Annotated in this window: 19 protein-coding genes; 8 read left to right on the top strand and 11 right to left on the bottom strand. The window is 63.6% G+C overall.

The window, feature by feature from the left end; translation table 11 throughout:
* The first annotated feature begins 227 nt into the window (after nucleotides 1–227).
* Together murJ and PQR27_RS17030 are read left to right on the top strand one after the other, a co-directional pair.
* Entirely contained in the window at nucleotides 228–1,778 is a 1,551-nt protein-coding gene (gene murJ, locus PQR27_RS17035) for a murein biosynthesis integral membrane protein MurJ (RefSeq protein ID WP_408524738.1), read from the top strand.
* Between the two features lie 5 nt (nucleotides 1,779–1,783).
* Nucleotides 1,784–2,626: a SirB1 family protein gene (locus PQR27_RS17030; protein ID WP_408525512.1), complete on the top strand. Its 843-nt coding sequence runs from the start codon at nucleotides 1,784–1,786 to the stop codon at nucleotides 2,624–2,626.
* Nucleotides 2,627–2,726: 100 nt separating this feature from the next.
* Here the strand turns inward: PQR27_RS17030 and PQR27_RS17025 are convergent, their stop codons facing one another.
* The 5 genes from PQR27_RS17025 to lpxK all read right to left on the bottom strand — a co-directional run bounded on the left by PQR27_RS17025 (nucleotide 2,727) and on the right by lpxK (nucleotide 6,755).
* On the bottom strand, nucleotides 2,727–3,485 hold the full coding sequence (locus PQR27_RS17025; protein WP_408524737.1) for a 3-hydroxyacyl-CoA dehydrogenase: 759 nt from the start codon (nucleotides 3,483–3,485) through the stop codon (nucleotides 2,727–2,729).
* Between the two features lie 242 nt (nucleotides 3,486–3,727).
* Nucleotides 3,728–4,393 carry an adenylate kinase gene (gene adk, locus PQR27_RS17020; RefSeq protein WP_408524736.1) on the bottom strand — a complete coding sequence of 222 codons (666 nt, stop codon included), beginning with the start codon at nucleotides 4,391–4,393 and terminating at the stop codon, nucleotides 3,728–3,730.
* A 214-nt stretch (nucleotides 4,394–4,607) separates the two neighbouring features.
* Nucleotides 4,608–5,408, bottom strand: coding sequence for a 3-deoxy-manno-octulosonate cytidylyltransferase (gene kdsB, locus PQR27_RS17015; RefSeq protein ID WP_408524735.1), 801 nt, complete (start codon nucleotides 5,406–5,408; stop codon nucleotides 4,608–4,610).
* Nucleotides 5,409–5,554: 146 nt separating this feature from the next.
* Complete coding sequence (locus PQR27_RS17010; RefSeq protein ID WP_006050060.1) at nucleotides 5,555–5,758, bottom strand: Trm112 family protein; 204 nt, start codon at nucleotides 5,756–5,758, stop codon at nucleotides 5,555–5,557.
* Nucleotides 5,739–6,755: a tetraacyldisaccharide 4'-kinase gene (lpxK, locus tag PQR27_RS17005; RefSeq protein ID WP_408524734.1), complete on the bottom strand. Its 1,017-nt coding sequence runs from the start codon at nucleotides 6,753–6,755 to the stop codon at nucleotides 5,739–5,741. The genes PQR27_RS17010 and lpxK overlap by 20 nt, the downstream gene beginning before the upstream one ends.
* A 553-nt stretch (nucleotides 6,756–7,308) precedes the next feature.
* Between lpxK and xseA the strand changes: the two genes are divergently transcribed.
* The 4 genes from xseA (at nucleotide 7,309) to PQR27_RS16985 (ending at nucleotide 12,455) form a co-directional block, all read left to right on the top strand.
* Nucleotides 7,309–8,688, top strand: a complete 1,380-nt coding sequence (xseA, locus tag PQR27_RS17000) for an exodeoxyribonuclease VII large subunit (RefSeq protein ID WP_408524733.1) — start codon at nucleotides 7,309–7,311, stop codon at nucleotides 8,686–8,688.
* Nucleotides 8,689–8,907: 219 nt separating this feature from the next.
* Nucleotides 8,908–9,486 carry a superoxide dismutase [Fe] gene (gene sodB / locus PQR27_RS16995; protein ID WP_408524732.1) on the top strand — a complete coding sequence of 193 codons (579 nt, stop codon included), beginning with the start codon at nucleotides 8,908–8,910 and terminating at the stop codon, nucleotides 9,484–9,486.
* 299 nt (nucleotides 9,487–9,785) lie between these two features.
* Nucleotides 9,786–10,364, top strand: a complete 579-nt coding sequence (locus tag PQR27_RS16990) for a glycine zipper family protein (protein ID WP_408524731.1) — start codon at nucleotides 9,786–9,788, stop codon at nucleotides 10,362–10,364.
* A gap of 252 nt (nucleotides 10,365–10,616) precedes the next feature.
* A complete protein-coding gene (locus tag PQR27_RS16985; RefSeq protein ID WP_408524730.1) occupies nucleotides 10,617–12,455 on the top strand; it encodes a PQQ-binding-like beta-propeller repeat protein in 1,839 nt (612 codons plus the stop codon).
* An 18-nt stretch (nucleotides 12,456–12,473) separates the two neighbouring features.
* On the opposite strand, the gene PQR27_RS16980 is transcribed toward PQR27_RS16985, so the two are convergent.
* Complete coding sequence (locus PQR27_RS16980) at nucleotides 12,474–13,934, bottom strand: NYN domain-containing protein (RefSeq protein WP_408524729.1); 1,461 nt, start codon at nucleotides 13,932–13,934, stop codon at nucleotides 12,474–12,476.
* Between the two features lie 183 nt (nucleotides 13,935–14,117).
* Nucleotides 14,118–14,765 carry an ATP-dependent Clp endopeptidase proteolytic subunit ClpP gene (gene clpP / locus PQR27_RS16975; RefSeq protein ID WP_408524728.1) on the bottom strand — a complete coding sequence of 216 codons (648 nt, stop codon included), beginning with the start codon at nucleotides 14,763–14,765 and terminating at the stop codon, nucleotides 14,118–14,120.
* A 209-nt stretch (nucleotides 14,766–14,974) separates the two neighbouring features.
* On the opposite strand from clpP, the gene PQR27_RS16970 reads away from it, so the two are divergent.
* Complete coding sequence (locus PQR27_RS16970; protein ID WP_408524727.1) at nucleotides 14,975–15,928, top strand: sigma-70 family RNA polymerase sigma factor; 954 nt, start codon at nucleotides 14,975–14,977, stop codon at nucleotides 15,926–15,928.
* Here the strand turns inward: PQR27_RS16970 and PQR27_RS16965 are convergent.
* The 3 genes from PQR27_RS16965 to PQR27_RS16955 form a co-directional block, all read right to left on the bottom strand.
* A complete protein-coding gene (locus tag PQR27_RS16965) occupies nucleotides 15,884–17,158 on the bottom strand; it encodes an EAL domain-containing protein (RefSeq protein ID WP_408525511.1) in 1,275 nt (424 codons plus the stop codon). The two genes, PQR27_RS16970 and PQR27_RS16965, sit on opposite strands and share 45 nt — an antisense overlap.
* A gap of 243 nt (nucleotides 17,159–17,401) precedes the next feature.
* Nucleotides 17,402–18,856 (bottom strand): multidrug transporter subunit MdtD, encoded by a 1,455-nt coding sequence (locus tag PQR27_RS16960; RefSeq protein ID WP_408524726.1) that lies wholly within the window; start codon nucleotides 18,854–18,856, stop codon nucleotides 17,402–17,404.
* A 121-nt stretch (nucleotides 18,857–18,977) separates the two neighbouring features.
* Entirely contained in the window at nucleotides 18,978–20,390 is a 1,413-nt protein-coding gene (locus tag PQR27_RS16955; protein WP_408524725.1) for an aminotransferase-like domain-containing protein, read from the bottom strand.
* A gap of 182 nt (nucleotides 20,391–20,572) precedes the next feature.
* On the opposite strand from PQR27_RS16955, the gene PQR27_RS16950 reads away from it, so the two are divergent.
* Nucleotides 20,573–20,863: a DUF2917 domain-containing protein gene (locus tag PQR27_RS16950; protein WP_408524724.1), complete on the top strand. Its 291-nt coding sequence runs from the start codon at nucleotides 20,573–20,575 to the stop codon at nucleotides 20,861–20,863.
* Between the two features lie 41 nt (nucleotides 20,864–20,904).
* Here the strand turns inward: PQR27_RS16950 and PQR27_RS16945 are convergent, their stop codons facing one another.
* Complete coding sequence (locus PQR27_RS16945) at nucleotides 20,905–22,140, bottom strand: citrate/2-methylcitrate synthase (RefSeq protein ID WP_408524723.1); 1,236 nt, start codon at nucleotides 22,138–22,140, stop codon at nucleotides 20,905–20,907.
* Between the last annotated feature and the right edge of the window lie 57 nt (nucleotides 22,141–22,197).

The raw sequence follows: 22,197 nt of genomic DNA, 5'->3' as shown, positions 1-22,197 counted from the left end.
ATCGCCCGTCGCGATGTGGTGGCTCGGCTTGCGTAGTCTTTCGTTCCGTAAGCTGCGGGGCGCCACGACCGCGCCGGCGCTGTCGTCACGCCCGAGCCGGGCGCACCGCAAGCAACAAAAAAATGGCGCGATCGACGCGATCGGAGCGAACGTCCGCAGCGCAAATCGGTCCGATTCGCGTTCCGGCTCGTCGTCCGCACCTGCGGCACCCGTATAATAAGCGCCCCATGAATCTATTCCGAGCCCTGCTGACGGTCAGCGGCTTCACGCTGCTGTCGCGCGTGACCGGACTGGCCCGCGAAACGCTGATCGCTCGTGCGTTCGGCGCCAGTCAATTCACTGACGCGTTTTACGTCGCCTTCCGCATACCGAACCTGCTGCGGCGGATCTCCGCCGAAGGTGCGTTCTCCCAGGCCTTCGTGCCGATTCTCGCCGAGTTCAAGAACCAGCAAGGCCATGACGCCACCAAGGCGCTGGTCGACGCCACCTCCACGGTGCTGGCCTGGGCGCTGGCGGTCATGTCGGTGATCGGCGTGGTGGGCGCTTCAGGCGTGGTGTTCGTCGTCGCGTCTGGTCTGGCGCATGAAGGCCAGGCCTATGCGCTCGCGGTCACGATGACGCGCATCATGTTCCCGTACATCATTTTCATCTCGCTGACGTCGCTGGCGTCGGGCGTGCTGAATACGTACAAGAACTTTTCGCTGCCCGCGTTCGCGCCAGTCCTGCTGAATGTCGCGTTCATTGTTGCAGCGGTGTTCGTCGCGCCGCATATGCAAACGCCGGTCTACGCGCTCGCGTGGGCGGTGATTGCCGGCGGCGTGCTGCAATTCATCGTGCAGTTGCCCGGTCTGAAGAAGATCGACATGCTGCCGCGCATCGGCCTGAATCCGCTCAAGGCGCTCGCGCATCGCGGCGTGAAGCGGGTCCTCTCGAAGATGGTGCCGGCGATGTTCGCCGTTTCGGTCGCGCAGATCAGCCTGATCATCAACACCAATATTGCCTCGCGCATCGGCCCCGGCGCAGTGTCGTGGATCAACTATGCTGACCGGCTGATGGAGTTCCCTACCGCGCTGCTGGGCGTCGCGCTCGGCACGATCCTGCTGCCGAGTCTGTCGAAAGCACACGTGGACGCGGACCCGCACGAATATTCGTCGCTGCTGGACTGGGGTTTGCGCGTCACATTCCTGCTGGCCGCGCCGAGTGCGATCGCGTTGTTCTTCTTCGCGCAGCCGCTGACAGCCACCCTGTTCCACTACGGCAAGTTCGACGGCAATTCGGTGGTGATGGTTGGCCGCGCGCTGTCGGCATATGGCATCGGCCTGATTGGCCTGATTCTGATCAAGATCCTCGCGCCCGGTTTCTACGCGAAGCAGGACATCAAGACGCCGGTGAAGATCGGTGTCGGCGTGCTGATCGTCACGCAATTGAGCAACTATCTGTTCGTGCCGATCTTCGCGCACGCGGGCCTCACGCTGAGCGTCGGGCTCGGTGCGTGCGTTAATGCACTGCTGTTGTTCCTCGGCTTGCGCAAGCGCGGCATTTATATGCCGTCGGCCGGCTGGATGAAATTCTTCGTGCAGCTGCTCGGCGCCTGCCTGGTGCTGGCGGGCGTCATGCATTGGCTCGCAATCAGCTTCGACTGGATCGGCATGCATAGCCGGCCGTTCGACCGCATCGCGTTGCTCGGTGCGTGTCTCGTTCTGTTTGCCGCGCTATATTTCGGTATGCTTTGGCTGATGGGCTTCAAGTACGCGTATTTCAAAAGGCGAGTGAAGTGATCACGATGACGCGGGTTCTCGACTATTTCAGCACGCTCGTCGCGGAAGACGACAGCCTGCCGCTGACCGAGGCGGCGCTCTCGCTCGCGCAGGATGCTTATCCGGACCTCGATCTGCAAGGCACGCTGGCCGAGATCGACGAACTGGTGGTGCGCCTGCAACGCCGCATGCCGGACAACGCGGATATCCGGCAGAAAGTCGGCATCCTGAACCGGTTTTTCTTTCGCGAGCTGGGCTTTGCCAGCAACCTCAACGATTATTACGATCCCGACAATAGCCATCTGAACGTGGTGGTCAAGCGGCGTCGCGGCATTCCCATTTCGCTGGCCGTGCTGTATCTGGAGATGGCCGAGCAGATCGGCATTCCGGTGCGTGGCGTGTCATTTCCCGGCCACTTTCTGCTGCGCGTGACAACCCCCGACGGCGACGTCATGCTCGATCCGACCAGCGGGCATTCGCTCTCCGAATCGGAGATGGTGGAGATGCTGGAGCCGTATGTGGCGTCGGCGGGGGAATCGGTGAGCAGGGCGTTGCGTATGTTGCTGCAGCCCGCCACGCGGCGCGAGATCATCGCCCGTATGCTGCGCAATCTGAAATCCACTTATCTTCAGACGGAACGCTGGCAGCGCCTGCTGGCCGTCCAGCAGCGTCTCGTGATTCTGCTGCCGGAGAGTATCGAGGAAGTGCGCGATCGCGGCTTCGCCTATGCGCGGCTCGATTACCTGCGCCCGGCGCTGGAAGATCTCGAGCGTTATCTCGGCGACCGGCCGGATGCCGAAGACGCGACGGTCGTGGAGTCGCAACTGCATGAACTGCGTCAACGCACCCAACTCGACGACCGCGACTGAAAACGCTCGCGCGTAAAAACAGAACGCCTGCCCATGATTTCATGCGCAGGCGTTTTTATTTGCCGCGGCCGCGCGTTACGCAGGCCACGCAAGCGTGGATTTACTTCGGCTGCATCCGGATGGCGCCATCGAGGCGAATCACTTCACCGTTGAGCATCGGATTGTCGAAGATCTGCTTGGCGAGCATTGCATACTCGGCTGGCTTGCCCAGACGCGGCGGGAACGGCACCATCGCGCCGAGCGCGTCCTGCACTTCCTGCGGCATGCCGAGCAACATAGGCGTTTCGAAGATGCCCGGCGCGATTGTCATTACGCGGATCGCGTTGCGCGACAGGTCGCGCGCGATCGGCAACGTCATGCCGACCACGCCGCCCTTGGATGCCGCATAGGCTGCCTGGCCGATTTGCCCGTCATAGGCGGCCACGGACGCCGTGTTGATGATCACGCCACGCTCGCCATTCGCGTTCGGTTCGTTCTTCGACATCGCCGCGGCGGCGAGTCGGATCATGTTGAAGGTGCCGATCAGGTTGATCGAGATGGTGCGCGCAAAGGAATCGAGCGGATGCGGTCCATCTTTGCCGACGGTCTTGACTGCAGGCGCGACGCCCGCGCAATTGACGAGACCGCGCAGCGTGCCGAGTTTGGTAGCGGCTTCGACCGCTTGCGTGGCGTCGTCCTCGCGGCTCACATCGCACTTGACGAACACGCCGCCGAGTTCTTTCGCGAGCGCCTCGCCAGCGTCCACGTTCAGGTCGGCGAGCACCACCTTGCCGCCGTTCTCGACTAAGAGGCGCGCCGTGGCTGCGCCGAGCCCTGATGCACCGCCGGTGATCAGGAATACATTGTCACGAATCTCCATGTCATCTCCTTTGCTTTAGTTCAGTCATGTCTGGATCGAATATCTTTTCGATGAATCGATTGTAGCGGCTATGCTGCAATGCGGAAAGCGCGGTGCGCCAACGCAGAGGGGCAGGGTGCCGGGATTTGGCGGTGGAAAACCGCAAGGATGGCTAATTAATGCTGGTGTGAGAGCGCCAGACAATAAAAAACCCGCCGGAACAGGCGGGTTTTTGGCAGCCATACACGCGGGCAGGCGCAGAATTACTTCAATGCATCGAGCGCGCGGTCGCGAATTTCATCGACCGTGCCGAGGCCCAAAATGCGGCGATATTCCGGCGCTTTAAGGCTGGTCGACGGATCGCCGTTTTTCGCCCAGTTGTTGTAGTACTCGATTAGTGGCTTGGTTTGCGCAACGTATACATCCAGGCGCTTCTTGACGGTTTCTTCCTTGTCGTCTTCACGCTGGATCAGCGGCTCGCCCGTCACGTCATCCACACCTTCGACCTTCGGCGGGTTGAACTTGACGTGGTACGTACGGCCCGAGGCAGCATGCGAGCGGCGGCCGCTCATACGCAGAATGATCTCGTCGAACGGCACGTCGATTTCCAGCACGTAGTCGATCGCGACGCCAGCCTGCTTCATTGCTTCGGCTTGCGGCAGCGTGCGCGGAAAACCGTCGAACAGGTAGCCGTTCGCGCAGTCCGGCTGCTGCAGGCGTTCTTTCACCAGATTGATGATCAGTTCGTCCGTGACCAGTTCACCGGCATCCATGAAGCGCTTGGCTTCAATGCCGAGCGGCGTGCCTGCCTTGACGGCCGCACGCAGCATGTCGCCGGTGGAAATTTGCGGAATGCCGAACTTTTCCTTGATGAAGTTTGCCTGAGTGCCCTTACCCGCTCCGGGCGCACCCAAAAGGATCAAACGCATGCGATATCTCCAGATCTATGTGAATTCTTTGGCGGCGCTGCTGCCATCCCGCGATTCGCCCAAGGGACCGCGTCGACTGCCGTTGGGAGCCTCGCGCTGCACGTCGACAACGACGGCGCTGCAAGGCGAAGACGGCGCGACCGGGTGCAAACCCTGGTTCTCGCTTGTACGGGAGGTGCGCACAACCGTCCGATTATGCCATGGGTTTTTCCGCTCAAGACCCGAATAAAGCCCGTACGCGTGCGAGATCAGCAGGTGTATCGACGCCGGGCAGCGGTACGTCCTGGGTGACGAGCACCGCGATGCGCTCGCCGTGCCACATCGCGCGTAACTGTTCCAGCGCTTCAGCCTGCTCGATCGGCGAGATTGCGAGACTCGGATAAGTGCGCAGGAACTGGGCGCGATAGGCGTACAGGCCGATATGCCGATGGACCACCGCGGGCGCCGGCGGCGTAGGCATCGAAGCGACGTTGGGCCAGTGAGCCTGGTACGCGTCGCGCGCCCACGGAATCGCTGCGCGCGAGAAATACAGCGCGACGCCGCGCGCGTCGAGCACGACCTTCACGACGTTCGGGTTAAAAATTTCCGCGGGATCGGTGATCGGGTGAGCGGCGGTGGCGATCGCGCAACCCTGGCTGGCCGCGAGGTGCGACGCAACGCCGCACACCAGCGCCGGATCGATCAGGGGCTCGTCGCCCTGCACGTTCACCACGATGGTCTCATCGCTCCAGCCGAACTGGGCCGCCACTTCCGCGAGACGGTCGGTGCCCGACGGATGATCGGCACGCGTCAGCACGGCTTCGAAGCCGTGCTCGCGGGCCACGTCCAGCACCGCCTGGGCGTCGGAGGCGATCAGCACCTGCTGTGCGCCCGACTCGCGCGCGCGCTCGGCAACCCGTACCACCATCGGCTTGCCGCCGATGTCGGCGAGCGGCTTGTTAGGCAGACGCGTCGAAGCGAGCCGGGCCGGCACGACGGCGATGAACGGAGGAGTGGTGGCGTTGGCGTGGGTCATCGGAAGACGGGCGGCGATGAAGCCTGAAGAAAGCGTCTGCTACTGGACGCAAGCGCAGACTGGAAATGATGGGGGAAACGTAGTGCGGATACGCTAATGCAGAGCCTTCACCTTCGTTCGGAATGCAGCGGCCCGAGCGAACGCGCTCAGGCGACCGAACCCGGATTCAGGTCCACGGGCGTCCCCTCCACGGTCTGGCGCGCCTCGTCGACCAGCATCACGGGAATGCCGTCGCGGATCGGATAGGCGAGCTTGTCGGCATTGCAGATCAGCTCCTGTGCGGAACGGTCGTAGCTAAGCGGGCCCTTGCAGATCGGGCAGACGAGAATTTCAAGCAGGCGAGCGTCCACGGACTTTCTCCACAACTAATGCAATGAGGCGATGATCGAGCGCGGCTTCGACGGGAACAACCCAGATGCGCGCATCGTGCCAGGACCCTAATTTTACCGCATCCTTTTCTGTTATCAGGATGGCATCGGCGTCCACTTCGGTAAAAGGATTGCGCTCGAACGCATAGTGATCCGGCAGCGCGCGGGTGGCGGGCGTAAGACCGGCGGCGCGCAAGGTCGCAAAAAAACGCTCCGGGGCGCCGATTCCGGCCGCGGCCAGCACGCGATCGCCGCTGAATTGCGCAAGCGGACGGCGCAGGCCGGGGTTGTCGAGATGCCAGGCGTCGGCCGGGGCGAGTTGCAGCGCGAACGTATTCGGCCATGGAGGCAGCGTGCGGGCGTACGGGTCGTTGATCAGTGTCGCATCGCGATGCCGCGACAGCGGCTCGCGCAGCGGACCGGCCGGCAGGAGAAAACCGTTGCCGCCGAGCCGGTGATCGAAGACCACCAGTTCGACGTCGCGTGCGAGGCGGTAGTGTTGCAGGCCGTCATCGCTGACGATCACGTCGACCTCGCGATGCGCGGCGCACAAGGCCTGCGCCGCCGCGACGCGATCCGGACAGACCCACACCGGCGCACCGGTGCGCCGCGCGATCAGCAGCGGCTCGTCGCCGCCGACGCTCGCCGGCGAGGTGGACTTGACCGGCGTCGGCACCTTGACGCGCGCGCCGTAGCCGCGCGACACCACGCCCGGTTTGAAGCCGGCCGCGCGCAGGGCCTCCACCAGCGCGATCACCGTAGGCGTCTTGCCGGTGCCGCCGACGGTCACGTTGCCGACCACCACCACCGGCACGCCGATCCGCACGGATTTGATCCAGCCGAGCGAAAACGCGGCGCGGCGGGCGGCGGCGATTGCGCCGAACACGCACGCGAACGGAGTCAGCGCCCACGCGAGCGGGCCGCGCTGTTGCCATTCCCGCGCAAAACGGGCTTCGAGACGGTTTTTCAGTGCGCTCATCGGCATGCAGCCGGAACGGGCGAAGCACGGCACACCCCGAGGCGGGACGGCGGCGGGAAAGCGCTAGGCGCGAGACACAAGGCGAGCATCGACGCGTTTCTCCGGACAGTCGAAAAATGAAGCGGCGGCGCAATCTGGCGCCGTCATGCAGTGTGCCGTAATGCCGGGCGCCAGTGGCGTTCGGCATGTCGTCGAACCCGCCACTCTAGCGCGCACGCGAGCTACCCGGCAAGTCACGCACCAGCCGCCGCGCGACGCGCCGCGGCTTCCGATGGCGTATCCAGCCTGTGGATAACTTTGTGGAGAACCTGCCATCCGACGGCCCGAGAGGGCCGTTCGGTGCGCTCCGTATCGGCAATCATTCTCTTTAAAGAGATATAAAATCCATACAAATCAACGACATACTTTGAATTCGCGCGATCTGGCAAGCGCGCTGGCGGGAATCGTCTGGCAGGTCCCGCCATGTGGACACTTCTAACAATTGAGCGGATGCGCTGGACGTTAGTGGCCACTCGGTCTATCGTCTGTCCGGCCTGTCACAGATATTCCTCACATGAATCCCGAAAGCCCTTTTGCGTCGCCGGCCACGCCTGGCGGCGAGGTCGTCGTCCCCGTTTCCGCGCTCAATCGCGCCATCGGCTCGATGCTCGAACGTTCGTTTCCGCTCGTCTGGGTGGCGGGCGAAGTGTCGAACTTCACGCGCGCCGCGAGCGGCCATTGGTATTTCTCGATCAAGGATGCGCAGGCGCAAATGCGCTGCGTGATGTTCCGCGGTCGCGCGCAATACGCCGAATTCACACCGCGCGAAGGCGACCGCATTGAAGTGCGCGCGCTGGTGACGATGTACGAGCCGCGCGGTGAGCTGCAGCTCAATGTCGAAGCGGTGCGCAGGACGGGGCAGGGGCGTCTCTACGAAGCGTTTCTCCGTCTGAAAGCGCAACTCGAAGCGGAGGGCCTGTTTGCCGCGGAACGCAAACGCGCATTGCCTGCCCATCCGCGCGCAATTGGCATCGTTACGTCATTGCAGGCTGCCGCATTGCGCGACGTCCTGACCACGTTGAGCCGGCGCGCGCCGCATATTCCGGTGATCGTCTATCCGGCGCCGGTGCAGGGCGTGGGCGTGAGCGCCAAACTCGCTGCGATGGTCGACGCCGCGAGCGCGCGGCGTGAGGTCGATGTGTTGATCGTGTGCCGTGGTGGCGGATCGATCGAAGACTTGTGGGCGTTCAATGAAGAAATACTTGCGCGCGCGATTGCGGAAAGCGCGATACCGGTGGTGAGCGGCGTCGGTCACGAAACCGATTTCACGATCGCCGATTTCGCCGCCGACGTGCGCGCGCCGACGCCCACCGGCGCCGCCGAACTCGTCAGCCCGCAGCGCGTTCTGTTGCTGCGCGAACTCGATCAACGGCATGCGACGCTCGCGCGCGGCTTCGGCCGGATGATGGAGCGGCGTGCGCAACAGCTCGACTGGCTGGCGCGCCGCCTCGTGTCGCCGGCCGACCGCCTCGCGCGACAGCGCACCCATCTGCAGCAATTGAGCGTGCGGCTGGCGTCGGCGGGTGCGCGCCCCGTGCGTGACGCGCGAGCGCGTTTTTCGCTACTGCAGATGCGCTGGCAGCGCTGGCGTCCTGATCTCGCCGCGCATCAGGTGAAGCTCGGCAACCTTTCGCAACGCCTCGACGCCGCATTGTTACGCCAGCATGAGCGCCGGACGGCGCGCGTCGCCACGCTCGCCGGGCGGCTCGAAGTGCTGAGTCCGCAGCGCACGCTCGAGCGCGGTTATGCGGCGGTGCTCGACGCACAGAGCGGCCGCGCGGTGCGTGCGCCGTCGTCGTTGAAGCCCGGCCGGCGTCTGACCGTGCATCTCGCCGAAGGCGCCGCGGACATCGCGCTCGCCGACGTGCAACCGCGTCTCACCGACGGTTTCTGACACTTCGCCGACATCCGTCGAAAGCATGATTTCGATCAGCGCATGGGCCAGGCACGGCCCATGCGCGTGACTCTCTTTATGCAGATGTACAGCGTGTTTACCGATGCCCGGCATAAAGTCCGCTGGTTTGCGGGGTTATTCCAACTCGCCTACAATCGAATGCTCTAAAGCGTTATCCGCAGACTCCCCCACAACAGATACAGATATAAGGAAAGCACCATGGAACATACGCTCCCGCCGCTGCCGTTCGCGAAAAACGCACTCGTTCCGCACATGTCGGAAGAGACGCTCGAGTTTCACTATGGCAAGCACCACCAGACCTATGTGACCAACCTGAACAATCTGATCAAGGGCACGGAATTCGAGAACCTGTCGCTCGAAGAGATCGTCAAGAAGGCCTCGGGCGGTGTCTTCAATAACGCTGCGCAAATCTGGAATCACACGTTCTTCTGGAACAGCCTGTCGCCGCAAGGTGGCGGTGCGCCGACCGGTGCGCTGGCTGACGCGATCAACGCCAAGTGGGGTTCGTTCGACAAGTTCAAGGAAGAGTTCGCCAAGACGGCAGTCGGCACGTTCGGCTCGGGCTGGGCATGGCTGGTGAAAAAGGCAGACGGTTCGCTCGACCTGGTGGCGACGAGCAACGCGGCTACGCCGCTGACCACGGACGCAAAGGCACTGCTGACGATCGACGTGTGGGAACACGCGTACTACATCGACTATCGCAATGCGCGTCCGAAGTTTGTTGAAGCGTTCTGGAACATCGCTAACTGGGAATTCGCTGCTAAGAACTTCGCGTGAGATTGCCGGCAAACTTGAACGCGACCCGGTAGTTTGAACAATCCGAACGGCGCGTCGCGGCAAAGTTTGTAGCGGTAGCAGGAAATGAAGCCCTCCATTGTGAGGGCTTTATTTTTTCCGGCGCAAAAGCGTGCAGAAGGTTTGTCACAGTTGGTAACCGGACTAACACGGGCATGCTGTGCGCAGCCCTAATCGCGTGCTTAAATGTAAGTGGAGAACTTTCCGTAACGATCTGGTAACCATCCGTGGCGTTGATTGGCCTAAGGTTTAATAATCTATGTCCCGGAACCTGCGCCAACATGATCTCAAGCATTAAACCAATCCGGCTCGCGATACCCGCCTGTGCCGTCGCCCTTGCGTTGCTCGGCGGCTGCGCGGTGGCTCCGCCGAGCGGTCCGAGCGTGGTCGCGCTGCCGCGCAGCGGCGAGCCGCTTGGCCAGTTCCAGCAGGACGACTTCGCCTGCCGCGATTACGCTTACCGTTCCAGCGACGCAGCGAACGCGGCACAGGGCGCGACGACGAACAGCGTCAACAGCGCCGCCCTGGGCACGTTCGGCGGTGCCGCTATCGGCGCGCTGTTCGGCGCGGCTGCGGGCAACCCCGGCGCCGGCGCGGCCATCGGCGCAGGCAGCGGCCTGCTGCTGGGCGGCGCGACTGGCGCGAATGGCGCGCAGTATTCGGCCGCCGGCTTGCAGGCGCGCTACGACGCCGCCTACGCGCAGTGCATGACATCGAAGGGCAACACGATTTCCCAGCCGCAGATGCCGGCTTATTACGCGCCTCAACCTGCATATGCGCCGCAACCGGTATATGTTGCTCCGCCGCCGCGCTATTACGCGCCTCCGCCGGTAATGTATGCGCCCTATCCGTACTACTGAGTAGACCTCGCGCCCGTAAAATCGCGTTTCCGTCATACCTTGGTCACGTATGGCGGAGAGACGCGAAACGATGGCGACAATCGGTTTTGCAAAGGGGGTACGGTTAGTCTGCCGCAACTGTGATCCATGTTCAGCGATCTGGGAGACGCCCGTGGCGAACTCCCTTTCTGCGGCGTGCGACGTGACGTAGGACGCGCACCGATGTGCGGACTGACTCATTGACCTGCGCATCGTTTAACCGACGAGGCGAACATGCTGATCCCGCAACGCGGCGCTGGTGCGTCCAGGCAGAGCTTATGGTCAAGCGCGTGCGAGGTGGCCGCGGTTTTCGTCATTAGCGCGTGTTTCGTCTCATGCGGCGGCGGCTCGGGAGGGGCGTCCGGAACGGCTTCGGGGTCGGCGGGGGGAACCGGCAGCGGCACGGGCTCAGGAACCGGCAGCGGCACGACGGGTGGCACGGGCTCCGGCTCAGGCACGGGCTCGGGCTCCGGCAGCACGATGGGCAGCACCGGTTCAACGGGCGGCACCGCTGGATCCGGCAGCACTGGCACGACCGGGGGCACAACTGGAACAGGCAGCACCGCCGCGTTCGCCACGGACGTCCTCATGCATCACAACGATCTCGGCCGCACGGGCCAGATGCTCGCCGAAACGACGCTGACGCTCACGAACGTCAACTCGTCGAGCTTCGGCAAAGTCGCATTTCTTGCCGCGGACGGCAAAGTCGATGGACAGCCGCTCTTTGTGACGAGCCTTCCGATCGGCGGCGTCGCGCACGACGTGGTCTACGTTGTCACGGAACACGACAGCGTCTACGCCTACGACGCAACCACCTTCGCGCAATTGTGGAAGGTCTCGCTGATCGGCAGCGGCGAAACGCCGAGCGACGACCACGGCTGTCAGGACATCACCCCTGAAATCGGCATTACGTCCACACCGGTAATCGACCGCAGCCGCGGCGCGAACGGCGTGCTGTACGCCGTGGCTATGACGAAGGACGGCAGCGGCGGCTACCATCATCGTTTGCATGCACTCGATCTGACAACCGGCGCCGAAGTACTCGGCGGTCCGACGGAGATTGCGGCCACCTATCCGGGCAATGGCGCGGGCAGTGTCATCGGCGTCATCACATTCAACCCCTCGCTGCATACGGAGCGTGCCGCGCTGACGCTGGTCGGCGGCAACATCTACATGGGTTGGACCGCGCACTGCATGTCGGGCGCTTATACCGGCTGGGCGATGGCCTATAACGCGGATACGCTGAAACAGACCAGTGCACTCGACATCACCCCGAATGGCAGTCAGGGATCGATCTGGATGGCCGGCTCAGGTATGGCCTCGGACGGCACGTCGATCTACGTGGTGGACGGCAACGGCACGTTCGGCACGACACTGAGCGCGCAGGGCTTCCCCGTCGACGGCGATTACGGCAATTCGCTGATGAAGCTTTCGTTAGGAACCCTGCAGGTCACCGATTATTTCGCGTTCGACAATGTCGTGGCGGAAGCCAGCGCGGATAACGATTTCGGCTCCGGCGGCGTAATGGTGTTACCGGATCAGACCACGGCGGGCGGCGTAGTCAAGCACCTCGCCGTGGCGGCCGGCAAAGACAACAATATCTACGTTGTCGATCGCGACTCGATGGGCAAATTCAGTCCTACGGCCAACAATATCTGGCAGGAGTTGATCGGCACGCTCGCGGGCGGAATCTGGGGATCGCCCGCGTATTACAACGGCGTGGTCTATTACGGCGGTCTTAGCGACAACCTGAAGGCGTTGCCGATCACCGGCGCATTCCTCGCCACCACGGCCGCGTCGAAGAGCCCGACCACCTTCGCCTATCCGGGCGCCACACCGGCGGTGTCGGCGAACGGCGCGAGCAATGCGATTGTCTGGGCAGCGGAAAACGGCACGATCGGCGCCTTGCACGCGTACGACGCCACCAACCTCGCGCATGAGTTGTACAACAGCAATCAGGCCGGCACGCGCGATCAATGGGGCGCGGGCAACAAGTTCATCACGCCGATGATCGCGCGCGGCAAGGTGTATGTGGGCGCGACCAACGGCGTGGCGGTGTTCGGTTTGCATTGATCGGGCCGCGAGCGACGCTTACTCCGCGTCGCTCGTCGCCGCTGTTTTACGTGACCGGCGACTACGCGGCGCGGTTTTACGCGCGGCCTTCTTTGCCGCAGCCGGCGCCGCATCTTCCTTCACGGCCGGTGCTGGGGTTTCGGCAGGCGCCGCAATTTCCGGTACGTCGTCGAGCGTGAGTTGCACGGCCTTTCTGGCTTTTTTCGCGGCTGTCTTGCGTGGCGCGCGTTCCTGGCGACGCTTGGCTGGCTTGGCGCTGATTTCCGGTTCTTCCACTTCCGGTTCTGCCTCGTTCGCTACGCTGACAACAGGCTCGGGCGCAAACACTTCTGCTTCCGTCTGCGCCACGTCCCACGGTTCGAAAACCGGTTCGCTAGCGGCGGGTGCTGGCTCATCGTGTTCATGCAGTTCTTCCGCATGAGTTTGCCTCCTGCCGCCGTGCTCTTTGGAGGTGCGTTCCTCGTGAGAGGCTTCCTGCTGAGCACGCCCGGACTTGCGATTGCCACGGCCTCTGCGGCGCGCCTCGTGTTTGCCGCCTGACTCGGCGATCACGTTTTCCGCGATCTGCGCCTCGTAGGTTTGCTCGGTCGATTCGACCTGTTCGCTCTGCTCGCCTGCGCTCTCGCCGGCTACACTCGCGGCCGTGCTCCGGTACACATACGCGCCTGATTTTTCATCGCGGCCGAATTCCAGCAGCCCGCGCGCATGCGCTTCTTCCAGCAGATTGCCAAATGCGCGAAAGCCGTAGTACGTCTCGTTGAAATCCGGCTTGCGACGCTTGATGGCGTTCTTCAGCACCGATGCCCAGATCTTGCCGCTGTCGCCCCGCTCGGAAGCGAGCGCGTCGAAGGTTTGCACGGCAATCTCGACCGCTTTGGTGCGGCGCTTTTCGAGGTCTTCCTTGCTGCCGCGGCCTTTCTCTTCATCCGGCGCACGCTTCGCGGCGGGCTGCGCGGCCTGTTGCGGGCGCGACGACTCGCGCTTGGTAACCGTGCGTTGACTTTCGCGCACGAGGTCGTCGTAGAAGAAAAACTCGTCGCAGTTCGCGATCAGCAGATCGGAGGTGGATTGCTGGACGCCCACGCCGATCACCTGCTTGGCGTTCTCGCGCAGTTTCGACACCAGCGGCGAGAAGTCCGAGTCGCCACTGATGATGACGAAGGTGTTGACGTGCGCTTTGGTGTAGCAGAGGTCGAGCGCATCGACCACGAGCCGGATGTCGGCGGAGTTCTTGCCCGATTGGCGCACGTGCGGAATTTCGATCAATTCGAAATTGGCCTCGTGCATCGCGCCTTTGAAACTCTTGTAGCGGTCCCAGTCGCAATACGCTTTCTTGACGACAATGCTGCCTTTGAGCAGCAGACGCTCGAGCACCAGCTTGATGTCGAACTTGTCGTACTTCGCGTCGCGCACACCGAGCGCAACGTTTTCGAAGTCGCAGAATAGCGCCATGCTGACGGTTTCGTTGGATGACGCCATGTATATCTCCATTGAAGCGATCGTCAAACTCGACGAACCGCGACCATGATAGCGATTCCTGCGAAGGTGATCAGCTTTTGTGTTCCGGGCGCACCGATATGCGAAGAAAAAGCCCCCGAAAAGGGGCGTTGACTGAAAGGCGCTAACAAGCGCGCGAGCTGGACGCCCGGCGCACCCGCCTTCCTACAGATTAGTGTGACTGGACGCGCCGCTCAGTGCCGCGCGGGTTTCCAGCACCTCGTCGACGAGACCATATGCCTTGGCGCCGTGCGCGGACATGAAGTTGTCGCGGTCGGTGTCGCGTGCAATTTCCTCGACGCTGCGCCCCGTGCGCTCAGCCATCATTGCGTTGAGGCGTCCACGTTGATAGAGCACTTCTCTGGCCTGGATCTCGACGTCGGCCGCGGTGCCCTGGCTGCCGCCCGAGGGCTGATGAATCATGATGCGCGCGTTCGGCAAGGCGTACCGTTTGCCGCGCTGGCCGGCGGTCAACAGGAACGTCCCCATGCTCGCGGCAAAGCCGGTGCACAAGGTCGACACCTCAGGCTTGATGAACTGCATCGTGTCGTAAATCGCGAGGCCGTCGTACACCGAGCCGCCCGGCGAATTGATGTAAAAAGAAATATCCTTGTCGGGATTCTCGGATTCCAGAAACAGCAACTGCGCGACGATCAGGCTGGCTGACTGCTCGTTGACCGGGCCGATCAGAAACACGATGCGTTCGCGCAGCAGACGGGAATAGATGTCGTATGCGCGCTCGCCACGGCCGGATTGCTCGATGACGGTGGGCACGAGCCCGAGGCCCGTAATGGAAGGGTAGCTGGAATGCATGTTTTGCCTCGTTGCGGCAGCGGGGTTGGAAAGCGCATACCTTTTTGCGCGGGTTGTTGTCCGTATGACGAAGCGGCGCGCGGTGACGTGACATGAATATTTTTGCGTTGAGCTGTCACATCGCCCGGCGCTCAGGCGTCAAGCTGGAAAAAGGCGTCGCTGGCAGCGTGCCGCGCGCTTTTCACCACGCAGAATTCGGAGGTCTACGCATGACGCAGCAAGGAATCGACAAGGCATCCAGCTTCGAGGCCGCGCGCCCCCGCCTGTTTGCGCTGGCGTACCGGATGCTCGGCAGCCGCGCCGAAGCGGAAGACGTGGTGCAGGATGTCTGGCTCAAATGGCATCTAGCCGACACCCGCGCGCTGCAAACGCCGGCCGCCTGGCTCACCACGATCACCACGCGGGCCGCGATCGACCGGCTGCGGCATGTGCGGCGCGAACGCGCGTCGCAGGCACGCAACGGGTTGCCGGAGCCGTGGCTCGACGAGGTCGCGCCGTCGGCGGAAGCGCTGGCCTTGCGCGCGGCGGAGTTGTCGTACGGCGTGATGTTGTTGCTGGAACGGCTGAAGCCGGACGAGCGTGCCGCGTTCGTGCTGCACGAGGCTTTCGATTGCGACTACGCCGAGATTGCGAAAATCCTCGCTCGGACACCGGCCAATTGCCGGCAGATGGTCCACCGGGCGAAGCTGCGTTTGCAGCGCGCGGGCGCGCCGCTGAAGCGGCCCGATCGCGCTGCCCATGCACAGATCGTGGAGCGCTTGCGCGCGGCGCTGGAAGCTCAGGATCGAGTCGGCTTGATGCGCCTCTTCAGCGACACACCGGAGATCGTCAGCGACGTGCCGGTATACACGCAGGAGCCGGCGGGGGCGGGGTGGCTGGAGGCGGTCACATCGCTCGCGCAGCGGGCGAGCCATGCCGAGGTGGTGTCGGTGGAAGGGGTGCAGTGCGTCGCACTGATGTTCGAGGGAGACGTCGTAGGGCTGATCGACGTGTCCATAGATCGCGCGACCAGGATTGTCGCGTTGCGCGTCGTCACCAGCACGGCACGATTGCGGGCGATCAACCGCATGCTGGGCCGCGCCGCTGTCAAACAGCTGCTCGCGCGGACCCAGCGGCGCTCAATTACGATGTGCCGCGACTTCCCAGTTGATGTCGACGCATAACACCTGCGTGCCGCGCGGCGTATCCGCGGCGATCGAAGCGGTCACGCACAGGTGCGCCTCATTGATCGACAGATAGGGCGGCGTGAGATGCACCCGGCCCGGCGTGCGCATCGCCTGAATGAAGTACGGCCGGCGCTCCCAGCTCGCGCCTTCCGAATGCAGCAGTGGCCGGAAGCGCTTGGCGCGCTGCGAGGCGCGGCCCGGCGGCAGCACGTTGTCGCCAATCTGGCGGCCTGAACCGTCGAGCACGAAGCAGCGCGCCGTCTCGCCGAGCGCAAGCAGCGGCGCAGTCGCCTGGGCGACCGATTCGCCGGCCACCAGCTGCGCGCTCGCCGTTTCCAGCGCGGTGACGTACGGGGCGAGCCGTGCCGACTGCGCGCGTTCGCGCGCCCCGACCCGCTCGCGTAGCGCTGCGGAAAGCGCGTCCATCAGACCGGCCGCGGCTTGCGGCTTGACCGGTTCCACGCTTGGGCCCGCAAAGTAGGCGCCCTGCACGAAGTCGACATTGCATTCGAGCGCGATCAGCGCGTCGCGCTCGGTGGTCAGTCCGCCCATCAGCACCAGTTGCCCGGATTCGTGCAGCAGCGAAACGAGACCCGGCAGCACGCGTTCAATATGCGAGTGCTCGCTGGCTTGCGCGAGGATGCAGCGGTCGAGCGTGACGATGTCCGGGCGCAGATTCCACACCCGGTCGATGTTCGAATGCTTCGCGCCGAAGCCGTCGAGCGCGATCAGGAAGCCCGATTTGCGCAGCGCGTCGATGATTTCGGCGAAGCGCGTGGTTTCGCCGCCTGCCTGTTCGGACACTTCCAGCACCACGCGTTGCGGCGGCAGCCCCATCGCCTTAAGGCCGGCGAGCAGCGCGTCGCCATAACTGGTGTCCATCAGCGCGGCCGGATGCAGGCTCAGGAAAAGCCATTCGTCGTGACTGTCGAACGCGTTGAAGTTGCCCAGATGCAGCGACTCGGCGAGCCGGCCGAGTTCCAGCAGATCGCCGCGCCGCGCCGCTTGCGTGAAGACTTCGTGCGACGGCACCTGCAGCGCATGTTCGTCGTGTGCGCGCAGCGAAGCGTGATAACCGATCGCGCGCCGGTGCGACACCGAGAAAACCGGCTGGAACACGCTGAAAACGGTGTAGCTGCCGTAAAGAACCGTGCGCCGGGAGCCTTCGTCGCCGGCCATGGGGCGCGGCGGCTGGAAGCCGGGTGGATCGAGTTCGATCATGCTCATCATGTCAGTCGTGTGTAAGTAGCGGCGCGGCATGCTCGACATGAGTTCGCACGCGCAAAACGTGAGTTTACAGGATAGACGAGCAAGAACCATGCGCACGTAAAAAGGGCCGCCTACGTGTACTTATACGACGATTGTGCGGCAGCGCGTGCGCGCTGGCGATCATTCGCACTTTACTGGTGCGAGCCGCGCCCCGTTGCGGGTCGGCGCCGGGTTGGCGGCGGCTTGGCGGCGGCGCGAGGATCAGGTCCGCTCGGACGGGTCGGTCTTGTTCGCGGGCGTGCGAATGTCCGGCGACAGCTGCGCGAAAATCCACGACGAGCCCGCCGTGATGATGCCGACACATAGGAACGTGGCGTGGAACGCCGGCAGCGAGTTGGCAGCCGTGACACGCGGCAACAAGCCGGTGAAGGTTGCAAGCAACGCGCCGGCCACCGTGACGCCGAGACTCATCGAGAGCATCTGCACCAGCGAGAACAGGCTGTTGCCGCTGCTCGCGCCGCCCGTGCCGAGGTCTTTGAGCGTCAGCGTGTTCATCGCGGTGAACTGGATGGAGTTCACCGCGCCGAAGAACGCCAGCTGCACGAGCCGCAACCAGAGCGGCTGGTTCGCGCTGGTGAGCGCGAAGCTCGCCATGGTCAGGCCCACGAGCACCGTGTTGATGATCAGCACACGTCGATAGCTGTACTTGATGATCAGCTTCGTGACGAGGCGTTTGGACGCCATGCCCGCGGCCGCCACCGGCAGCATCATCATGCCGGCTTCGAACGCACTGTAGCCGAGGCTCACTTGCAGCAGCAGCGGGATCAGATAGGGCATCGCGCCGCTGCCGATCCGGGCGAAGAGGTTGCCTAGCAGACCGACGCTGAAGGTGTGGATCTTGAACAGGTCGAGCGAGAAAATCGGCGCGGGCTCACGTACGGCGTGCAGACCGTAGGCCACAAAACTGGCGAGGCTCAGGATCAGCAGCACCAGCACGGTGGCGTGCTGGATGCCGAACTCGGTACGCCCGTCGAGCGCAAACGAAATCGTCACCATGCCGACGATCAGCAAGAGATAGCCTTTCAGGTCAAACCTGGCGGTGTACTCGTTGCGGCTATCCGGCATGAAGATAAACGTGGCGATACAGCCAACGATGCCCACCGGCACGTTGATCAGAAAGATCCAGTGCCACGACGCGATCTTCACGAGCCAGCCGCCGAGCGTCGGGCCGATCAACGGTCCGATCAGCCCCGGAATCGCCACGAACGACAAGGCTGACAGATAGCGCTCAGCCGGAAAGGCGCGCAATACCGCGAGCCGTCCGACCGGCAGCAGCATCGCTCCACCCATGCCTTGCAGGATCCGGTAGACCACCAGCTGGTTCAAGGTATGCGCGTTCGCGCACAACAGCGAGCCGGCTGCGAACACCAGGATCGCGCTGAAGAACACCCGCCGCGTGCCGAGCTTGTCGGCGAGCCAGCCGGACACCGGGATCATCACGGCCATCGTCAGCGAATACGCGATCACTACCGACTGCATGCGCAACGGCAATTCGCCGAGGCTGGTCGCCATCGCCGGGAGCGCCGTGTTGACGATGGTGGAGTCGAGCGTCTGCATGAAGAAGCCAGTGGCGACAAGCCACAGCATCACGGTCAAGGAGCGGGCGGTTGGCTTGGCGGTTGGCTTCGCGGTGGGCAGGGTCGGCTGTGTGGACATGGAAGGCGGCTAGGCGCGCTGGGGCGGGCTGGGACCCGCTATTCTAGGGAAAAGCGTGCTCCGGCGCAGTGGCTTGGCGGCACGGACGGCGCTTCAGCCATGTCCCGCAGCATCTGCTCGATCAGACTTTCAGTGCGGCGGCAGTGTGAAAAAATGCCAGCGCGCGCGGATCGTTGCCGAACGCCGCGTGGATGCGGATATACGGGCTGATTTCCGTATTCGGCCGGAAATAGCTGCCGGGCACGACCGTCACGCCGAGCGGCGCGCCGCATTCGACCAGCCGCTGGGAATCGTCGATATGCGGCACGCGTGCCCACACGAATTTGCCGCCCACCGGCTTCTCGAACAGCTCCCAGCCGGCGTCTTCGAGCGTCTGCACGGTCGAGCCGAGCGCGTCGCGCATGCGGCGGCGCAGCCGCTCCAGATACTTGCGGTAGGCGCCGCGCTCGAGCATCGATACCGCGACTGCTTCGGCAAAACGCGAGCCGCCGATACTCGTCAGCATCTTGATATCGACCAGGTCCTTGATGATCGCGGGACTCGCTACCACGCAGCCGATCCGCAGCGACGACGACAGCGTCTTCGACAGGCCGCCTACGTAGATCACATGATCGAGCTGGTCGAGCGTCGCGAGGCGGTCAGTGACGTCAGTCTGAAAATCGGCATAGATGTCGTCTTCGATGATCGAGAAGCGATGTTCGCGGGCCAGTTGCAGGAGCCGGAAGGCAACCTGCGGCGCGACCGTGGTGCCGGTCGGATTGTGAAAGACCGTGTTGATGAAGAAGAGCTTCGGCCGGTGCAATTGCAATTGCGCCTGCAGCACCTCCAGATCGGGGCCGTTGCGGGTGCGCGGAATGCCGATCAGCTTCACGCCGTGCAGCTTCAGCAGTCCGTACAGGTTGTAGTAGCCGGGGTCCTCCACGAACATCGTATCGCCGGGCCTGAGCATGTAACGCATCAGCAGATCGAACGCCTGGCTCGCGCCATTGGTGATCAGGATCTGCGACGCATCGGCCTGGATGCCCAATTGACCGATCCGGCTTTGCAAATGCTCGCGCAAGGTGAGATTGCCGAGCGGCGTGGCGTAATCGACCATGCTCGCGGCGTCGGTGCGCGACACGTGGCGGATCGCCTGCGCGATGCCATCCATATCGCGCCATGACTCCGGAATAAAGCCGCTGCCGAGCTTGAGCGTTTCACCCTGGTGATTGAACTGCTGGAGGAGATGCCCGGATTCGTCCTCGGCGCGGCGCGGGTCCGAGCTGCCCTGGCAATGCGTACCGGTCGGCTGACGGTCGGCGACATAGAAGCCCGAACCGTGACGTGAATCGACATAACCGAGCGACACCAGCCGGTCGTAGGCCTCGATCACGGGGAAACGGCTTACGCCGTAATCGGCGGCGAACTGGCGGATTGATGGCAGCTTCGAACCGGGGTGCGCGACGCGCGAGCGGATCCATCTGGTGACGCCCGTGACGATCTGCTCTGTGAGCGGCACGCCGTTGTCTCGATCGAGCTGGATTTCGAGTTTCATGCGGATTTTCCTTGCCGCTGGATTGGCTAGGCTGGAGCGACACCTTCAGATACGGCTGCCGCCAACTGTCCGGTTTTTCGACTGAACAGTTCCGATGGAACTGTTCGGAACTGTGCATGGGAATGTGATCATCGCACGCCAATAATAGGTACAACAGAAAAGTTCTTTGAAGGAGAAAAGCGATGCGTGAAGTCCGTATATTCGAAATTGAACATGGCGAGCCCGCGGCGGCCTGGCGTGTCGCGCGTCCGTCGGTCTTCAAGGTGATCTCGGGCGAAATCTGGCTGACCGTTGCAGGCGACGGTGAGGATCACTGGCTGGCAACCGGCGAATCGATCGAGTTGCCGCGTCGCGCGGTGGCGTGGATCAGCGCGGGGCACACCGGCGCGCGCTTTGCACTGGCGAGCGGCTCGGAGCGCAGCACCACGCGACCCGCGGCGGGCTGGTTGCCGCGCTGGTTAAGCGTAGCTTGAGTTGAGCGGGCGTGTGGGGTCCGGGCGGCGCTCGCGGCCGCTCAACCTGCCGCCTCATAGTCGCCGATGTAGCGCGCGCGTGGCCGGATCAGCCGGCCATCGCGCGTCTGTTCCATTGCGTGAGCGATCCAGCCCACCACCCGGCCGACCGCGAACAGTGTGAAGGCAGCGCCGGCGGGCAGGCCCAGCACCCGTTCGATGGCGGCGAGCGCGAAATCGACAGTGGGTTCCGCGCCGCTGGTGTCGCGCACCGTGCGCGCGAGTGCATGCACTTCGCCGATCGGCGAGCGAGCCGGCGCGCAGTCGGCAAGCATCTCCAGCAACAGGCGCGCACGTGGGTCGCCTTCTGGATAGAGCGGATGACCAAAGCCCGACAGCACGGGCCCATGTGGGCCGTGTTCGTGGCGCGCAAGCCGGTTCGCCAGATAGCGGTCGAGATCCGCCGCGCGCGATGCCTCGTCGAGCAGCGCGGCAATGCGCACGGTTTCGCCGCCGTGGCGCGGTCCGGCCAGTGCCGCGAGGCCGCCGGCCACCGCGCCGAACAGATGCGTACCGGTTGACGTGATGCAGCGGACCGTGAAGGTCGACGCATTCAACTCATGATCCGCGCAGGCCACCAGCGCCGCGCGCAGCAGTCCGGCCTGCTGTCGGTTGCGTACATGCCACGTTGAAGCCAGTTGCCGATGCAACGGTTCGTTAGACGGCGCCGCCGAAATCATTGCGGCGGCCAGCAGGCGCATCACGGCGCTCGCTGTATCGAGTTGCGCATCGCGGCCGAGCGCCCACACGCGCGGCATCTGCGCCGCGGCCGCGGGCAGCAGGACCAGCGCGCGATCGAGCGGCGTGCTGTCGCTCCAGAGTTTCAGCCACGCCGCCCACTGTGCGGCGGCGATCGGCACGGCCGGCGCTTCGGCAACGCGCCTCGCGCTGCATTCCCATAGCAGCGCGGCAATATCCTCGAGCGACGCCGTGCGCGCCAGATTCATTGCGTCGAGCCCGCGATACAGCAGACGGCCCCCGGCGACCAGCGTGATCGACGACTCGAGTACCGGCACGCCCCAATCGAGCACCTTCTGCGCGACCTTGCCGGCGCGCTTGCCGTCTTCCTTACGCCTCGCGAGCCGCCGCACTTCGGCGGCGTTGTAGAGACGGTGCTTGCCTTGCTGATCCGGCGACGAACTCAACATGCCGCGACTGACATAGGCATAGAGCGTGGGCAGCGTGATGCCGAGGGCGGCGGCGGCTTCGGCTGCGGTCAGGGAATTCGAAGGTGGCATGGAAAAGCGTGGAAACCCAAGAAATCAATATATATTGATTATCATAATCAAGATTGA

This window comes from Paraburkholderia fungorum (assembly GCF_046027215.1).
Taxonomy (GTDB): Bacteria; Pseudomonadota; Gammaproteobacteria; order Burkholderiales; family Burkholderiaceae; genus Paraburkholderia; species Paraburkholderia fungorum_D.
The sequence above is the reverse complement of the archived record's forward strand: the minus strand, read 5'-3'. Positions and strand labels throughout refer to the sequence as shown.

Excerpts from the sequence above, each read along its gene's own strand:
- murJ (WP_408524738.1), top strand. The coding sequence starts at position 228 with ATGAATCTATTCCGAGCCCTGCTGACGGTCAGCGGCTTCACGCTGCTG.
- PQR27_RS17030 (WP_408525512.1), top strand. The coding sequence starts at position 1,784 with ATGACGCGGGTTCTCGACTATTTCAGCACGCTCGTCGCGGAAGACGAC.
- PQR27_RS17025 (WP_408524737.1), bottom strand. The coding sequence starts at position 3,485 with ATGGAGATTCGTGACAATGTATTCCTGATCACCGGCGGTGCATCAGGG.
- adk (WP_408524736.1), bottom strand. The coding sequence starts at position 4,393 with ATGCGTTTGATCCTTTTGGGTGCGCCCGGAGCGGGTAAGGGCACTCAG.
- kdsB (WP_408524735.1), bottom strand. The coding sequence starts at position 5,408 with ATGACCCACGCCAACGCCACCACTCCTCCGTTCATCGCCGTCGTGCCG.
- lpxK (WP_408524734.1), bottom strand. The coding sequence starts at position 6,755 with ATGAGCGCACTGAAAAACCGTCTCGAAGCCCGTTTTGCGCGGGAATGG.
- xseA (WP_408524733.1), top strand. The coding sequence starts at position 7,309 with ATGAATCCCGAAAGCCCTTTTGCGTCGCCGGCCACGCCTGGCGGCGAG.
- sodB (WP_408524732.1), top strand. The coding sequence starts at position 8,908 with ATGGAACATACGCTCCCGCCGCTGCCGTTCGCGAAAAACGCACTCGTT.
- PQR27_RS16990 (WP_408524731.1), top strand. The coding sequence starts at position 9,786 with ATGATCTCAAGCATTAAACCAATCCGGCTCGCGATACCCGCCTGTGCC.
- PQR27_RS16985 (WP_408524730.1), top strand. The coding sequence starts at position 10,617 with ATGCTGATCCCGCAACGCGGCGCTGGTGCGTCCAGGCAGAGCTTATGG.
- PQR27_RS16980 (WP_408524729.1), bottom strand. The coding sequence starts at position 13,934 with ATGGCGTCATCCAACGAAACCGTCAGCATGGCGCTATTCTGCGACTTC.
- clpP (WP_408524728.1), bottom strand. The coding sequence starts at position 14,765 with ATGCATTCCAGCTACCCTTCCATTACGGGCCTCGGGCTCGTGCCCACC.
- PQR27_RS16970 (WP_408524727.1), top strand. The coding sequence starts at position 14,975 with ATGACGCAGCAAGGAATCGACAAGGCATCCAGCTTCGAGGCCGCGCGC.
- PQR27_RS16965 (WP_408525511.1), bottom strand. The coding sequence starts at position 17,158 with ATGAGCATGATCGAACTCGATCCACCCGGCTTCCAGCCGCCGCGCCCC.
- PQR27_RS16960 (WP_408524726.1), bottom strand. The coding sequence starts at position 18,856 with ATGTCCACACAGCCGACCCTGCCCACCGCGAAGCCAACCGCCAAGCCA.
- PQR27_RS16955 (WP_408524725.1), bottom strand. The coding sequence starts at position 20,390 with ATGAAACTCGAAATCCAGCTCGATCGAGACAACGGCGTGCCGCTCACA.
- PQR27_RS16950 (WP_408524724.1), top strand. The coding sequence starts at position 20,573 with ATGCGTGAAGTCCGTATATTCGAAATTGAACATGGCGAGCCCGCGGCG.
- PQR27_RS16945 (WP_408524723.1), bottom strand. The coding sequence starts at position 22,140 with ATGCCACCTTCGAATTCCCTGACCGCAGCCGAAGCCGCCGCCGCCCTC.